Source organism: Microcoleus sp. AT3-A2 (assembly GCF_036705685.1).
GTDB lineage: Bacteria > Cyanobacteriota > Cyanobacteriia > Cyanobacteriales > Microcoleaceae > Microcoleus.
In genome coordinates, this window is sequence record NZ_JAUBVF010000025.1 from 73,059 (window position 1) to 90,431 (window position 17,373).

The following is a 17,373-nucleotide window of genomic DNA, read 5'->3' on the forward strand; positions in this document are numbered from 1 at the left end:
ATTATAATAGTAAAATAAAATATTTTAATAGCGAAATAATTATTGTTATGATAGAATTAACTGGCTATCAAATTCTCGCTCGAATTTACTCAGGCACTCGCACCCTAGTTTATCGCGGAATTCGCCTCTCGGACCAAAAACCGGTCGCCATCAAAGTCTTGCGGAACGAGTATCCCAGCTTCAGCGAACTCTTGCATTTTCGCAATCAATACACGATCGCCAAAAACCTGAATTTACCCGGAATCATCCAAACCTACAGCTTGGAACCCTACCGCAACGGCTATGCGCTGATTGTGGAAGACTTCGGGGGAATTTCTCTGAAGGAATGGACGGGGAAAGGAAAAGCCGTGCAATCTCTGGTTGATTTTTTCCAAATTGCGATCGACCTAAGCAACACATTAGATATACTTTATCGCCACCGCATAATTCACAAAGACATTAAACCCGCCAATATTTTAATAAATCCTGAGACTAAACAAGTCAAACTCATTGACTTTAGTATTGCATCTTTGCTGCCGCGAGAAACTCAAATGCTGATGAGTCCTAACGTGATCGAAGGAACATTAAGCTACTTATCTCCCGAACAAACAGGAAGAATGAATCGCGGCCTTGACTACCGCACCGACTTTTATTCACTAGGTGTAACTTTTTACGAATTGCTGACAGGAAAATTGCCATTTCAATCCAGCGATCCGATGGAATTGATCCACTGTCACATTGCCCAGCACCCACCATTTGTACATGAAATTAACCCCAAAATTCCCCTTGTTCTCTCGGAGATGGTCAGCAAATTGATGGAAAAAAATGCCGAAGCTCGGTATCAGAGTGCATTAGGGCTGAAAGCCGATTTAAAAACTTGTTTGCAACAACTCAATGAGACAGGTAAAATTGAGAGTTTTGCCATTGGGCGGCGAGATTTTTGCGATCGCTTTATCATACCCGAAAAACTCTACGGCAGAGCAACCGAAGTCGCTGCATTATTAGCAGCATTCGATCGAGTAGCAAACCCCTCTAATTCTCCTTCCCCAAAAGAGCCTATAACCGATAGAAACGAGGGAAAAGAAGACCTCCTTTTGATTAAGGAGGAGTGGCGTGACTCGAATTTATCCCGCAGCGAAATGATGCTAGTTGCCGGATTTTCCGGCATTGGGAAAACCGCTGTAGTCAACGAAATTCACAAACCCATTGTTCGCCAACGCGGTTATTTTATCAAAGGCAAATACGACCAATTTCAACGTAACATTCCCTTTAGTGCTTTTGTGCAAGCCTTCCGAGATTTAATGGATCAATTACTCTCAGAAAGCGACGCTCAGCTCAAACGATGGCAAAGGAAAATTATCAAGGCTCTTGGCGAAAATGGTCAAGTTATTGTAGAAGTAATTCCTGAATTAGAACGAATTATTGGTAAACAACAGCCTGTCTCTGAACTTTCGGGAAGTGCCGCCGAAAATCGTTTCAATTTACTATTTCAAAAATTTATCTCGGTTTTTGCTACAAAAGAACATCCCTTAGTGATTTTTTTAGATGATTTGCAATGGTCAGATTCAGCATCCCTGAAGCTTTTGCAAGTGTTGATGAGTGAAAAAGATAGTCAAAATTTGCTGGTAATTGGAGCCTATCGGGATAACGAAGTATCCCCAGCTCATCCATTTATGTTGGCAGTAGCAGAGATGGAAAAATCCCAAGTAACGGTAAATACTATTACCTTGCAACCTCTGAGTCAAGCCGATATTAACGATTTGATAGCAGATACCCTCTCGTGCGATCGCATTCTGGCTCAGCCATTAACCGAGTTAGCTTATCAACAAACCAAAGGCAATCCATTTTTTGCCACGCAATTTCTCAGGGCGCTACAGGAAGATGGGCTGATTGTGTTTGACCCCACCCCCCTTTCCCAGGGGAGAGAGAGGGGGATAACAGGGGGGTGGCAGTGCGATATCGCCAAAGTCAAAGCCCTAACTATCACCGATGATGTAGTGGAGTTTATGGCGGTGCAATTGCAGAAGTTGCCACCAGAAACTCAGGATGTGCTGAAGTTGGCTGCGTGCATAGGAGCGCACTTTGATTTGAATACATTGGCGGTAGTCAGCGAGAAGTCACCGGAAGAAACTGCTGCGGATTTATGGAAATCATTGCAAGAAGGATTCATCTTACCAACCAGTGAAATTTACAAGTTTTATCTAGGAAAAGAAGAGCGGACAACCAGCTCTGCATTGCCAACGACAGCAGCTCAATTACCTCACTACAAGTTTCTACACGATCGGGTTCAGCAAGCTGCTTATTCATTAATTCCTGATGACCAAAAGCAAGCAACCCATCTCAGAATAGGACAGTTACTTCTTCCGAATTTCTCCGAAGTTGAAAGAGGAGAAGAAGTGTTCGATATTATTAATCATTTTATCATTGGCTCCGAGCTAATAACGCAGCAAGAAGAACGAACAAGGCTTGCTAAAATTAGCCTCTTTGCAGGGCAGAGAGCCAAACTCTCAACGGCTTATGAATCGGCGACAAGATATCTCGCTTTCGGTTTAAGTTTCCTACCCAGCAATAACTGGGAATCTGCCTATAGATTAACATTTACGATGTATTTAGAAAGCCTTGAAGCTGAATTTTTGGCTGGAAATTTTGAGGAAGCTGAAAAGTTGACAGACCTCGCATTTAGCTCTGCTAAATATATTCTTGATCGAGCTAAAATTATTGCTATTCAGCTAACCCATTATCAAAATAAAGCCCTGTATCAAAAGGCGATTCAGGTAGGAATTGAAGGACTGAAACTGTTAGGCTTAGAACTGGCAATTATGCCAAATGAAGCCGAGTTAGAAGGGATGGCTCTGGAAGTTAAAAAAACCTTAAATCAGCGCGCAGTTGCAGGACTAATCGACGCACCACTCATTGTCGATGAAGAACGCCAGATGCTGATCAAACTGCTAATGAATATGGTACCGCCTACTTACCTAACTAATCAGGATTTGTTAGTGCTGGTTGTTTTACACATGACCAATCTCTGTTTGCAATACGGGAATACAAATGTGGCGGGTTTTGTTTATGTTTGGTATGGAACAATTCTCTGTCAACGCTTCCAAGACTATGAATTGGGCTATGAGTTTGGACTTTTAGGGTTGAAGGTGAATGAAAAATTTCATAACACCACCCTGAATGGCAAAATTTATATGTCCTTCGGCAACTTTATCAACCATTGGCGCAAGCACGTTAGTTCTAATCTTGTTCTGCAACAAGCTGCTTATCAGGGGGCAATGGAGGTAGGCGATTTTTCTTGGTGTCATCACAGTGCTCTGTTCAGTTTCTGGCAGCAGGCGATCGTATCCAGCGATATTCACAGTTTGCTGGCTCGACATGAAAAGTACATCAGCTTTGCGGAACGGACGGAGATTACGACAGCGTTTGCCCTAATTCTTCAGTGCAAGCTCCTTGAGAATTTGCAAGGGCTAACAATAGGGAAGTATAGCCTTAGCTCTGAAACATTTGATGAAGAGTCGGCGCTAGCAACGTTCAATGAAATTGGCTATGGCTATGGCAGTAGCACTTACTATTTCGCTAAAGCCTTTTTGTTTTTCACCTACGGTGAGTATGCTAAAGCTTATGAAATGTTAGTAGCTGCGGCTGAGTTTTCTAATACACTTTATGGACAATTTCAACGTGTCCTGCATTGTTTTTATCAGTCTTTGAGTGTATTGCAACTTTATGGGGGAGTACCGGAAAAACTACCAAAAGATTATCAAGAAGTTGTTCAAGAGAATAGGGAACAACTTCAAATCTGGGCACAGAACTGTCCTGAAAATTGTTTGTCCAAATTTCTGCTTTTAGAGGCGGAGATGGCCCGTGTTGCTGAACAAAAATGGCAGGCTGCTGATTTTTACGATCGCGCAATCATCCTCGCTAAAGAAAACCAATTCCTCAACGAAGAAGCCCTCGCCCACGAACTTGCAGCTAAATTCTACCTCGACTGGGGCAAAGAAAAAGTCGCCGCAGGCTATATGCAGGAAGCCTACTATTGTTACGCCCGCTGGGGAGCAAAAGCCAAAACCGATGACCTAGAAAAACGTTATCCCGATCTGCTGCGCCCCATCTTACAACAGTGCGCCCAACCCTTCACTATGTTAGAAACCCTATCCACCCTCACCAATCCCACCTACTCCATTCATTCGGGCACCCACCACACTACCTCAAGCACCTCGATCAACCATGCTCTAGATTTTACGACCCTGCTGCAAATCTCCCAAATGATCTCCAGCACGATCGACCTGGATGAGTTGCTGCAAATTGTGACCCAAACCATGCTACAAAACTCTGGAGCCGATCGCTGTGCACTGATGCTCTGCCAAGATCAACAATGGCAAGTGCGGGCGATAGCTACGTGGGAAAACATTAGCCTGCAAAGGGAACCCCTAGAGAATAATCCCACCGTTCCTGTTAAATTAATCCAGTATGTCAAAAACACCCTAGCAGCAGTTGTCATCGATCACCTCAAAACTGATCTGCCTGTGATTGACGATTATTTAGATCACCATCAACCAGAGAGTTTGCTGGGTTTGCCAATTCTAAATCAGGGGAATTTGGTCGGCATTTTGTATCTAGAAAATCGGATAACCAGTGGGGTGTTTAGTCGCGATCGCCTCCTAGTGCTGAATTTTCTCTCTAGTCAAGCGGCGATCGCTCTGGAGAATGCCCGCCTTTATCACCAAGTGCAGCAGACTTTGAATGAACTTCAGCAAACTCAGATGCAAATGATCCAAAGTGAAAAGATGTCAGCATTAGGTAATCTAGTGGCCGGGGTTGCCCATGAAATCAACAACCCCGTTGGTTTCATTGCCGGGAACATTAATGAAGCTCATGCTGGAGTCCAAGACTTAATTGATTATTTGCGCCTCTATCAAGAAAAGTATCCTCCATCGGAAGCAGAATTGATTAAGAAAGCAGAGGAAATAGATTTAGATTATCTAGTAGAAGATTTACCCAAAATGTTGAGTTCCATGAAAATAGGATGCGAGCGCATCAAAAACATCAGCACCTCCCTCCGCACTTTCTCTCGCGCCGATACTGCCCATAAAGTTGAGGCTAATATCCACGAAGGACTCAATAGCACTTTGATGATTTTACGCCATCGCCTGAAAGCGAACGACAAGCATCCTGAAATTCAAATCATTAAAGAGTACGGCAAGATTCCCAAAGTAAAATGTTATTTGGGACAATTAAACCAAGTATTTATGAATTTGTTAGCAAATGCGATCGATGCCTTAGAAGAATCGAATCAAGGACGGAGTTTTGCTGAAATTCAAGCCCATCCCAATCACATCACTATTCGGACACAAGTAGAAAGTGAAAAGGTAAAAATTTCCATCGCCGATAACGGAAAAGGAATGTCAGACGAGGTAAAAAATCGTATATTCGACCATCTCTTTACCACTAAAGATGTGGGCAAAGGAACTGGGTTAGGACTGGCGATCGCACGTCAAATTGTAGAAGAAAAACACGGCGGAAAACTGAGTTGTTTTTCTACACCGGGAGAAGGAACCGAGTTTGTCATTGAGATTTTAATTGACTAATGACTAATGACTAATGACTAATGACTAATCACTAATGACTAATCACTAATCACTAATCACTAATCACTAATCACTAATCACTAATCACTATTGCAGCGGCAAAAATACCGTCATCACCTCACCCTTTTGGGGCCGCTGGCGAATTACCAACTTCCCGCCAGCAGCCCGAAATAAATTCTTAGTCACGCTCAAGTTTAAACTCAAACTTCCCGTCTCCGGCTGCACCATCAACAAAGGCCCGATCGATCGCAAAGGACCATTTGCCTTAGCTGCAAAAGTTGATGCGCCATTACCTTCAGGTAGGTGTTCCGATTCCAACTGCAACTTTAACTGATTGCCGGCTAATGTCACCTCCACCTGAATGCGACTCCCGGAAGGCAAAGTTCGAGTAAAATTCTCAATCAAATTAGTTAAAACCTGATCCAGCATCGTCGGATCGCTGACTACCGCAGGCAACTTTTTCGGCACAATAACTTCCAAAGTGTGGTTGCGAACACTCGCCTGTTTTTGCCAGCGGGGAATGCTATTTTGTAGCACTTCACCGAGGGACATTGCTGTTAGCTGCACGCCAGAATTTTTAGCGTGCGACATTTCCAATTCCACGGCGCGGAAAATTAAACCGAAGCGATCGATCTGAGCGGTACACTCAGCATCAATCATTTCCAAACGCTTGACCACCACCGGATCGAGTTTGGGACGTTTCAGCAGCAAGCGAGTCAGCGTGCGAATGGTAGCCAAAGGGGTGCGGACTTCGTGGGCGATCGCCTGTAGCAATTCCACCTCTTTAGTAGCCAGAGGAATTGGAGATTTGCAGTTGATATCTGTAGCCGATAACTTTTTATGCCTGGGGTTCAAACAATCATCAATTCTTTCATCCTTTATTCTGCCTGCTTCATCTTTCCCAACCGGCAAATTATGCAACAGCAAGCGGCTGAACTGCATCACCGTTTGATAATGGGGTTCCACAGGCAAAAATTGCTGGAACAGCGCGTCTAATTTAGTAGAATTATTAGTGAATTTGCTAACTGGTAAATTGAAGCTACCGTCAGAATTGGCAAGCAAACATTCGCTTTCAGTCACCCTGCGCCGCAAAACCTCCCAAGCTTTCGCCACTACTTGCGGATCGAAAGAAAATAGAAAAGCCGGAATTCCTGCAGAATTTTCACCCAAAACCATCACCAGGCTAAAACGAGCAGTTAAAACCAAACAAAACTGCTCGTTGGCTAAGGGATCGCCACTTGCCAAAGCCAAAGCCGGGGCCGCTGCAGGCGCTGATGTTTGCACATCAGCCGCCGGCATTAAAGCTAAAGTTTGTCTAGCCCGAAAAGACCACAAAGCTGCATCGTTATTGGGAATACTGGTAAAAATCCAATTGGCAAAGCCGTTGGCCCTCTCAGGGTCAGTCAAAACCGAAGACGGGCCAGACAACACCAATCCCTGACAGGAATTGGAGATTTTTGATCGAGCAAATTGTCGATCGACATCTGTTTTTTGTGCTGCTTTTTGCCGATCGAGCATTTGATTCAAAGCTGCGATCGCCCCGTACCATTCGTGTTCAGCTTTCAGCCGAGAAGCCCCACGGCTTGCAGGACACCGATGGCGGTTGTTTTCTCCCGCCAACTTAGCATCAAAGAGACTCAGGTCATTTTCTTGGCCTTCGGAGGCTAAAATTTCGCTTATTGTCGGTAAAAAGTAAGTATTCACAGTTATAAACCCACCTTCGGAGGCATGAAGGGTGAAGTATTTATGTATAGGAAAGTTCAGGAGTTAGGAGTCAAGCACCAGCACGATCAAAAAATCCCGCATAATTTCTTGCACCTTCCTCCTAACTCACAGGATATCCACATTTGTTAACTAACGATATTGGCAGAACCGTACCAATAAGTCGCAATCTCCGTGCTTGGGGCGATATTTTGCACGATCGCCCTGACAAAAGTGCAAAATGAAGTAAGTTAAACACCGTGCTTTCCTTATGCCCACCTCGATCGCCGACTCGAAAAATCTGCTGTCAGACTTAATGGCACGCTACCGCCACCAAGTCGATTATTTGGCAATTCGACTGGAAGAAGCCGAAGGCACCGACATCCTGCTGCGGGGCGAAAAAATTGAAACCCTCAGCGAAGGAGTCTCAATAGGCGGTCAAGTCAGAGCTTGTCACAAAGGCGGCTGGGGCTTTGCCAGCTTTAACCGACTTTCCACCCTCGCCGAAAGAATCGAAGAAGCCATTGCCGCGGCAAAACTGATCGGCGAAGAAGAAACGATCTTGGCGCCTGTCAGCCCAATACAAGACATTTGCTTGCTGCCGCTGACAGGAACAGACCCCCGTCTGGTTCCCCTAATTGACAAAAAGCAATTGTGCGATCGCTACGCGGCCATTCTCCGCAGCATTGACCCCCGCATCGCCACAATCTCCGTGCGCTACGGCGACAGCACCCAGCGCATCATCCTCGCCACCTCCGAAGGCACCATGCTCGAACAAGGTTGGGCAGACATGGAAATGCGCTTTGCCGCCACAGCCCGCAGCGGGGAAACCGTACAAACTGGCCGCGAAACCACTGGTTCCCGCAAAGCCTACGAAGACTTAACGGATCTCGATGTTCAAGTTCGCAGCGCCGCCCAGCGTGCTGTAGATTCCCTAGCCTTACCCCCCGTCCAAGGCAACACCTACACCGTCGTCATCGACCCAATTTTGAGCGGATTATTCGTCCACGAAGCCTTCGGACACCTTTCCGAAGCCGACATGGCCTACGAAAATCCCGACATCTTGGAAATTATGACCCTCGGCCGCCAGTTCGGCCCCAAAAACTTGCAAATTTTCGACGGTGCAGCGCCAGAGGGACACCGAGGCAGCTATTTCTACGACGATGAAGGCACTCCCGCGACTACTACTCAGTTAATTAAAGACGGCGCTTTAGTCGGGCGACTGCACTCGCGGGAAACTGCGGGCAAATTGGGAGAAACGCCTACTGGCAATGCTCGCTGTTTGAATTATCACTATCCGCCGATCGTCCGCATGACGAATACTTGGATCGAACGGGGTGACACGCCAGTTGCTGACTTATTTTCTGGTATCAAAGAAGGTGTTTATGCGCGCAATTGGCAAGGCGGCATGACTAACGGCGAAATGTTTACTTTCAGTGCCGGCGAAGCTTGGATGATCCGCGACGGAAAACTGGACAATCCGGTGCGGGATGTTACTCTTTCGGGTAATGTTTTCAGCACTTTAGCCGATATTGAGGCGATCGGCGACGATTTCTACTGGGATGAATCCGGGGGCTGCGGCAAGGCAGGGCAAAGCGGTTTGCCCGTGGGCTGCGGCGGCCCGAGTTTGCGGATTCGCGATGTCGTTGTTGGTGGCGAAGCTGCTGAGGAGGATTGATATCAAGTCCGCTTAAATTCACATCAGGCATCATTCTTAGGAACAGGCTTTCCGGCTTGTTCCTAAGAAAATTAAATTTTCTTGTGGGGTTTCCCACCCGCCCCAAAAATATAGAAATCTTAATCCTAGATTTTTGTTGGCATTCCGAGATTTAATTCTACATATCACTGACGTTATCTCGGCGAGAGCACCCCGGAGTCGGGGAGGAGTTACAGCGTTGTGATTTGCTACCGCTATCTTTAGCTAATAACAGTTTTTGAGATGTAGTAAACTGATTTTCCGATCTTAAACTGTTTTCTGGTTTTTGAGTAACAGCTATGGCGCTAGCCAATAGTGCGCTTAATAATGCCAATTGCTTCAGAGTATACATTGTGAAGTTTTAGCTCAAAGTTTCTCCTCCCCGATACAGACTTTTTTTTGCATATCCGGAACTAATGGCGGTTAATTTTTAGTTTGATAAATTCTGAATTCCTTCGTTAATATAAAAAAAAGCAAAATTTACACAAGTAATAAGTCAGTAGATTTCGCTTTTTTTTTGCAAAAATAGCCATTTATTTGGGATTATCTCCCGTCGCCTCGTCCGGGCGGTTTATTTTTATCGTAATCTTCGTAAAAGGTTTGAGTCTCGGCTACGGCGGTTAAAATTTCGGGAGCAGAGTTGTCTTGAGCAAAAAAGGTCGATCGAGTTTCTAAGCTTTGAGCGTTAACTGCGGTACAACTCAGTAACAGGCTGGACATCAGGATGGAAGAGTAAACGCGCATCATAAATTTTGGTATTTGTATTTTCCCCTTCTTGATACGCAGTGTGTACTCTGCTATCAGGATAAAAAAAATATTTGTGGCGAAGTCATCAATTAGTAAGTGACGGCACCTACAATTTTTTTAGTTTTGGTTAAAAGCGGGTGAAATCCATTATCTAGCTCGCTTGTTCGCGGGTAATTTCTAGTTATCTGCTACTGGCGGGCAACCAGCAGAATTCAAGACCATGTTCAAAAAAAGAATGCTACTCTTCTATGCCCGTATTCCCAACCCTGGTAGTTATAAATCCTTCCCAAATCTAAAATCTAAAATCTAAAATGGTATCGCCTCTGGAATCCTCTGGAAACGACCTTCCAACAAGGAAACAAAAACCGCCAATTGTAAAGTTTTACGACTTTTATGATTAACTTCATAATTTATTGAGTTGAAGCCGCAATCGGGGGATTAAAGACACAACAGGAGAGTACCCAGGCGCGCCATCAGCACGTTACATATAAATATCTTGGTGAATGAGATTCCTTAAAGGGGGCAGTGCCTAATTTTTTACATTAACTTCATAAATGATTGCTATTGTATTTTTAAATAAATTGTGAACCTTTTATTTTTTCTGATCTTTTCTGATCTTTTCTGATCTTGCTTTGTGACAAAAGCGCTTACGCGCCACTCCGAAGGAGGAGTCGAAAGCGGTTGGGAAAAAAAAGCCCGTTGACAAAATCGTGGAGTCAATCTCAAATCTCAACTCTCAAATCGAACTGCCGCGCAGAAAGTAAAAAACCAGGTTTTAAAACTGATATCGCCGAGTCAATCTCAAGTATCAAATCTCACAGCGACTGACTTGCAAATCTACCCGCAGGAATAGCGAGTCGAGGGTTGACGAGTTGTCCAAAATAACATCAGCTTGTTGACACTTTTGAGCTAGCGGCAACTGGGCGTTAATGCGGGCATTAGCTCGATCGTAACTCAAGCCGTCTCGCTGCATTAGTCGTTCTAACTGCACTTTGGGTGAACAGTACACTACCCAAATTTCGGTACACAAGTCAGTCATGTTAGCTTCAAACAGCAGCGGCACTACCAAAACCAAAGTCAACGTGTCAGCCTTGGCACAGAAACCGGTTTTTTTTTCAACAATACTCGGTTCTAGCTTTTGATGATGGTGAAAAAAGCCGGTTTCTTGAGTCTTTGTACCTAAATCCTGTGTGTCTTGGGATACCAAACTCGATGCAGCAATGCAGCTTTGAGTTTCCTCAACTAATCGGCGGCGCACGTAAGGGTGAATCTGTTGTTCCAACCACTGCCGCTCGTCTGCGTTACAAAAAATAATACTTCCCAACTCGGGTCGATTTAAATTGCCATCCGGGAGCAAAATACCCGCGCCGTATCGTTTTACAATAGAGTCAAGTATTGGCGAACCGGGGTTCACAGCTTCGCGGGCGTAAATATCGGCATCTAAAATCGGAAATCCACAGGCATCTGCCAGATAATTAGATATGGCGGTTTTACCGGTGGCGATGCCCCCAGTTAAACCGATCAGACGGACAATTCGATCGCTCATAATTTTCTCTGTTTAAACTTCCTGTGTTTCGACACTTACTGTCAGTCTTTGCTATGTTGGTGACACAATCAAATTTAGACTTAAAATTTAAGATTTGCGATCGAGAGTTCGCGTTAGGAAGTGTCAGCGTTGGGGTGCGATCGACTCTTTTTTACCTAAAATCTCAATTTTAAACTCGAATTAAGGTCTAGACCGAGGCAAACTTATGAATGCTCAACGTGCTGTGCGGTCGATTCTGGCAGCAATTCCCCTTGCTGGATTTTTGATAGTAGATTTTTTCCCCAGCCTGGTTTTCCTCAAAGAAAACAGCAACGGATGGGTACTCGTGGCAATTTATCCCCAATCTCAAATTGCTGCGGCACAATCTATTACTCCAGCCCCAGACGGCACCGGAACCACTGTCACCATCCCAGGTACAGGGCTGTCTCCTCGCTACGATATTAAAGGCGGCACTCCCTCCAGAGACGGAGCAAATTTGTTCCACAGTTTTACTCGGTTCGGTCTGAATTCTGGCGAAACTGCCAATTTCATCACCAACCCAAGCGTTAAAAATATCCTCGGTCGTGTTGTCGGCGGGGATGCTTCCTTAATCAACGGTCTAATTCAAGTTAGTGGCGGCAATTCTAACTTGTTGCTGATGAATCCCGCAGGGATTATTTTTGGAACGAATGCCCGACTCGATGTGTCCGGGTCTTTTTTTGCTACCACTGCTAGCGGTATCGGTTTTGACAACGGCTGGTTCAACGGTACTGGGGCGATCGACTACGCAGCCCTAGTCGGAACGCCCAATGCTTTTGTTTTTGGCCCACAGCCCGGAAGTATTGTCAATGCCGGTAACTTGGCTGTCGGCACGGGGCAAAATTTGACTTTGCTCGCCGGTACGGTCATCAGTACAGGCCAACTTTCAGCCCCGGGCGGTCAAATTACTGTGGCGGCTGTCCCTGGTGAAAATCTGGTGCGGTTGAGTCAAAACGGACTTTTGCTGAGTTTAGAAGTTGCTCCAGCAGCCGGAGTGTCGGGTTCCGAAGCGGTTCCCTTCTCTCCGCTGACTTTACCTCGGCTGCTTTCGGGCCCCGGCGTGGCTAACGCTACGGGTATAACTACGAACGCTCAAGGTGAAGTCGTGCTCACAGGCGACCAAACAGTGCCTGCAGATGCTGGAACTGCGCTGGTAGCGGGTTCTGCAGACGTGTCTGCCAGGGGGGGCGTGGGAGGAAGCGTCAACGTGTTAGGCGACAAGGTAGGGCTATTGGGAGCGAAGATTGAGGCTTCGGGGCCGGACGGTGGCGGAACGGTGCGGATCGGGGGAGATTACCGAGGCGAGGGAACTGTGCCGAATGCCAGGATGACTTACGTGGATGGCAAAAGTTCGATCGCCGCCAACGCAACTGAATCAGGCAACGGCGGCAGTGTTGTTGTCTGGGCTGACAACACAACAGCATTTTTGGGCAGCATCACCGCAAATGGCGTTTCTGCAACGGCAACCGCAGGTGTTGGGGGGTTTGTGGAAGTTTCGGGCAAGCAAAGATTGATTTTTAACGGTACTGTCGATACTTCCGGGACGAACGGTTTGGGGACTTTGCTGTTAGATCCAGAAAATATTTTCATTACAGATTCCTCAGAAGCTGCGGGCGATGCGGCAATAATTGCCAACAATAATATTTTGGCAACAGGAACGCTACCAGGACAGGAAAACAATTCTGAGCCTTCGCTGACAATTTCGGCTGGAGCTTTGGAAAGTATGTCGGCGACTGCAAATGTGGTTCTCGAAGCGCTCAATGATATTACAATTGCTGATTTGGCGGACAATCAGTTGAGCTTTCAAGCAACTACTGGTTCGGTAACATTTAGAGCAGATGCCGATCGCAATGGTGCGGGTGTTTTTTCGATGAATTCTGGAGATACAATTACCACGGCTGGCGGTGCGCTAGCCATTTCGGGAAGTCAAATTACTGCGGGCAATTTGTCTAGCAACGGCGGAAATATTAGTTTGATTAGTCCGGGTTCGACTGTTGCAAACAATATTTCTTCATCCAATCCCAGCACCGGCAGCAGCGGGAATATTGTGCTCGAAGGTCTGAACGTAACGGCCCAAAAACTTGATGCCAGCGGCCCGGAAGCGACGGGAAATGTAACTGTGACGGCTCAGAATGTTCTGGGAGTGAGCTCGCTCGCAGCGGGTTCTGGAAACATTACTTTGACTGGTAATGAAATTAATTTCAAAGGCGACAAAAATTCAGTCAGCGGCACTGGGTTTTTGGTACTGCAACCTTGGAGTCCCGGTCAAAATATTGCGATCGGCGGTTCTGGAGATGTCGGTACTAATATTTATTTGAATCTGACGGCAAACGACCTCGGAAGTTTGGAAAATGGGTTTGCTGGAATTACGATCGGCCGCAGCAACGGTATCGGTTCAATTCTGATTGCCAACGATTTCACCTTTTATGATCCGCTAATTATTCAATCGCCAGGGGGTTTGGGAACAATCACTACCACAAATTCTTTGACAGCGGCCGACAATGCCTCTATTACTCTCAAAGCTGACGGCAATATCAGAACCGGAAATATCACTACCAACAATCAGGAAATTCGCATCGCTAGCACCGCAGGCAATGTCACAACCGGTCAGCTACGTACTGGAACAGCCCGCACCATCAACACTTCTGTCAATTCTTCCGAAGATATAGGCAATTCGGCGGGAGATGTTAGTGTTACTGCACAGGGTACGGTGACTGCAGGGGCGATCGACACGAGGGGCGATCGCGCGGGGAATGTGACGCTGACGGGGCGCAATGGAATCACTGCAGGGACGATCGAAGCTGGTGGCGCCCAAACAGGGGGAGATATTACCCTGACGGGCAACGACATTGACTTGACGGGTGACAAAAATTCGATCGCCAGCAACGGCAATCTGGTGCTGCAACCGGCTGATCCTAGTCAAAATATTATAATTCAAGGTTCTGGCGATACAGAAGCTCTGAACTTGACTGCTGCTGAATTGAACACTTTTCGGAATGGGTTTGCTTCGATCACGATCGGAGGTTCTGACGGTAGCGGTGTGATCTCGATTGGTTCTCCAGCGCCAGATTCAACGCCGAATTCAACGCCAGTGGCGTTGACATTTCAAGATCCGACGACGATTCGATCGCCATTGGGCAGCGGCGCGATCGTGGGAACGGGTGCGATCGTCGGCACTGATAACGCCACGATCTCTCTGAGGGGCGGTACTGTAGCCGTCGGAGACGTTACCTCGACTGCGGGGATTAACATCACTAGCAGTCAAGGCAAGTTGACTGCTGCTACGGTTTCATCTCGCTCAACTTCCGGGGTGGCGGGCCCTATCAATATTCGCAGCGCCGGTGCGGTAGAAACCGGTAACATCGATGCTTTTGGTGCCAGAAGTGGGGGAGATATTTCGATTGCGGCGCCGGGCCGGATCGTTACAGGGGTGATCAACTCGAGTTCGCAATCGGGAAGTGCCGGTTCGAGCCAAATTATCGGGCAGAAAGATGTTGAAGTTGTTTCGATCAAAGCTCGTGGCAATACGGGCGGCGATGTGGCAATCGAGGCTGGGGGAGCGTTTCGGGCTGCGGGAACAGGAACGGCTGCTGAACCCGCCCAGGTCAGCATTTCTACAGACGGGCTGGCTCAATCGGGTTCACAGACGCTGCTGCAAAGCACTTGCCCGTCGGGAACCTGCACGGCGACGACTGTTGGGACGGGAAACTCGAAGTCGAACACTGCCACCTCCTCAACTGCGATCGGGCCGCTGGCGATCATCGTGCCGAGTCCGGCACCAACTACCAGCGTGGAACTGCAAACGACAGACAATTCTCAACAAATTGTGACTCAGGTGAGTCTCGGCCCCCCAGTCTCGGAGCCAAAGAACACTAACGAAAATATCTCGCCAGAACCTGCTGCTGCGCCTGTTGAGGCGCGGTCGAACGCGACTGCGAGATCATCGGTACTGCTGTCGCCGTCGGTGTTAAAAGACAATTTGGGTACGCCTGCGGCGACAGAAAACGCCAGCGTGGCAACAACTCCACAGAAGCCGACGAGTGCGGTGACAGCAGAAAGTATGGGGAATGTGAGAGTTCCTGAAATTTCTCGATCGAGTTCGATGGCACAAATAAATCCGATCGACGCAGTGCAGCAAAGGGATAGAACTCAGGGCCGGGAATTTGAACGTTACTTTGGGGGCCCTGTCACTGAAAAGTCAGTGACGCAGCAAAGTATTCGAGATACTCTCAGCAGCGTCAATCGGTTGACTGGGGTTAAACCCGCCATCCTTTACGTGTGGGCGAAAGAAAAACATTTAGAACTTGTGTTGTTATTGCCAGACGGCAAAAATGTTTTTAAAAGCGTGCCTGCAAGCCGCGAGACAGTGCTGCAAGTTGCTAAAGAATTCACTAATGCTATCAGAACTCCTAGGAGATTGAATGCTGCTGACTACAAGGAACCTGCCGAGGAACTTTACCAGTGGTTAATTGCACCGCTGCAACCGGAATTAGATGCTAACAAGATTGACACTTTGGTGTTTTCCATGGATGCCGGTTTGCGGACTTTGCCTTTGGCTGCTCTTTACGACGGCAAGCAGTTTTTGGTAGAAAAGTACAGTTTGGGGCTGATTCCGAGTTTGAGTTTAACTGATACTCGTTATGCCGATGTTAAGGGTTCTGAAGTGTTAGCGATGGGTGCGTCGAATTTTCCTGCCAAATACGATCAAAATCCTTTGCCTGCCGTGCCGTTGGAAATATCGACAATTGTGGGCAAGATTTGGCCGGGTTCGTCTTTTCTCAATGAAGCTTTTACTTTGGCAAATTTGAAGCACAAGCGCAATCAACCGCAATACAAAATTATTCATTTAGCTACTCACGGCGATTTTCAGCCTGGGGGGGCCGAAAATTCTTACATTCAGTTTTGGGATACGAAGTTGCAGTTGAATCAGTTGGATCAGTTGAATCTATCTAACCCGCAGGTGGAGTTGTTGGTTTTGAGTGCCTGTACTACGGCGGTGGGAGACGAACAAGCTGAGTTGGGGTTTGCGGGGTTGGCGGTACACGCGGGGGTAAAATCGGCTTTGGCGAGTTTGTGGTATGTCAGCGATGTCGGTACTTTGGGGCTGATGACTGAATTTTACCAGCAGTTGCGTACAGCGCCGATTAAGGCTGAGGCTTTGCGGCAAGCGCAGTTGGCGATGTTGCGGGGTGAAGTGCGGTTGCAAGATGGTTATTTGGTACGATCGGGCAACAATCAAGCTCTGCCTTTGCCGTCGGAGTTGGCCACCAGGGGCGATCGGAATTTGTCGCATCCTTATTATTGGGCCGCTTTTACAATGATCGGTTCGCCGTGGTAATTCTGAAGGAAGAGGGTGCGATCGCCCAAAAAACCGGGAGAGAACAAGTCGCACAACTCAGAGGATGGGAATACCTAAAAAAGTGCGGTAACTCACACTAGAGACCGCGACCTCAACATCGAAAACGGGATAAAATGGAACAATAAAAATAAAAAAACTCTACTGCTAGTGCCAAAAATATTGATAGTAGACAAGTGTTTACTAAAAACTTTTAGCCCAGATAAATTATGACTGGAGTTTAGACTAAAAAACGATCGCATCTAAAAGTACCTGCCTTTCAACACCGGGCAAGTTATTGCTCAACAATTCCAAATAGAGGAGATTAAACAACTAATCTTGAGGACTTTTTGCGTCGAGAGACTCGTTTTTTTACAGTGGGATATCGTGGTGCCGATATCCGTACCTTTCCTGTTTCCCAACCAGGAGATTTTCCCCTCGGTTTAGGTAGTTTCGTCGGAGTACCAATGTCAACTAAAATCGATAACATTGATTGGGCAACACGTCCAGGAGTTAAATCGATCCTAGCAGATTGCCAAGGCAGTCGATTTTCTTTAACTAAATCCCTAGCCAGCCAGAGTTGCCAACTCATCAAGGGCATTAAATCACTCCACCGCTCACATTGAGAGGGAGTTCTCAGGTTAGGCAATGTCCAATGTAATCTTTGCTTGGCAAACCGATACCAATGATCCACTCCAAAACGTCGTAAATACTTAAACCAAACTATTTCTAAAGGTAGAGTTCGTTTTCCCACCCAAGCCAACCA

At 46.7% G+C, this 17,373-nt stretch carries 7 protein-coding genes; 3 read left to right on the plus strand and 4 right to left on the minus strand.

All coding sequences use genetic code 11. The features are described from left to right. The first annotated feature begins 47 nt into the window (after positions 1-47). Positions 48-5,564 (plus strand): AAA family ATPase, encoded by a 5,517-nt coding sequence (locus QUB37_RS15970; RefSeq protein ID WP_333163579.1) that lies wholly within the window; start codon positions 48-50, stop codon positions 5,562-5,564. 87 nt (positions 5,565-5,651) lie between these two features. On the opposite strand, the gene QUB37_RS15975 is transcribed toward QUB37_RS15970, so the two are convergent. Beyond that, entirely contained in the window at positions 5,652-7,268 is a 1,617-nt protein-coding gene (locus tag QUB37_RS15975; protein ID WP_333163581.1) for a HAMP domain-containing sensor histidine kinase, read from the minus strand. Positions 7,269-7,536: 268 nt separating this feature from the next. Between QUB37_RS15975 and QUB37_RS15980 the strand changes: the two genes are divergently transcribed. Further along, positions 7,537-8,943, plus strand: coding sequence for a TldD/PmbA family protein (locus QUB37_RS15980; RefSeq protein WP_333163583.1), 1,407 nt, complete (start codon positions 7,537-7,539; stop codon positions 8,941-8,943). 561 nt (positions 8,944-9,504) lie between these two features. Here QUB37_RS15980 and patX read toward each other — a convergent pair. Continuing rightward, positions 9,505-9,708: a heterocyst-inhibiting protein PatX gene (gene patX / locus QUB37_RS15985; RefSeq protein ID WP_333163584.1), complete on the minus strand. Its 204-nt coding sequence runs from the start codon at positions 9,706-9,708 to the stop codon at positions 9,505-9,507. An 808-nt stretch (positions 9,709-10,516) separates the two neighbouring features. Then, a complete protein-coding gene (gene coaE, locus QUB37_RS15990; protein ID WP_333163586.1) occupies positions 10,517-11,254 on the minus strand; it encodes a dephospho-CoA kinase in 738 nt (245 codons plus the stop codon). Between the two features lie 205 nt (positions 11,255-11,459). Between coaE and QUB37_RS15995 the strand changes: the two genes are divergently transcribed. Next, positions 11,460-16,610, plus strand: coding sequence for a CHAT domain-containing protein (locus QUB37_RS15995; protein WP_333163588.1), 5,151 nt, complete (start codon positions 11,460-11,462; stop codon positions 16,608-16,610). Between the two features lie 322 nt (positions 16,611-16,932). On the opposite strand, the gene QUB37_RS16000 is transcribed toward QUB37_RS15995, so the two are convergent. Beyond that, a partial coding sequence (locus tag QUB37_RS16000; RefSeq protein WP_333163591.1) for a hypothetical protein occupies positions 16,933-17,373 on the minus strand: 441 nt, incomplete at its 5' end.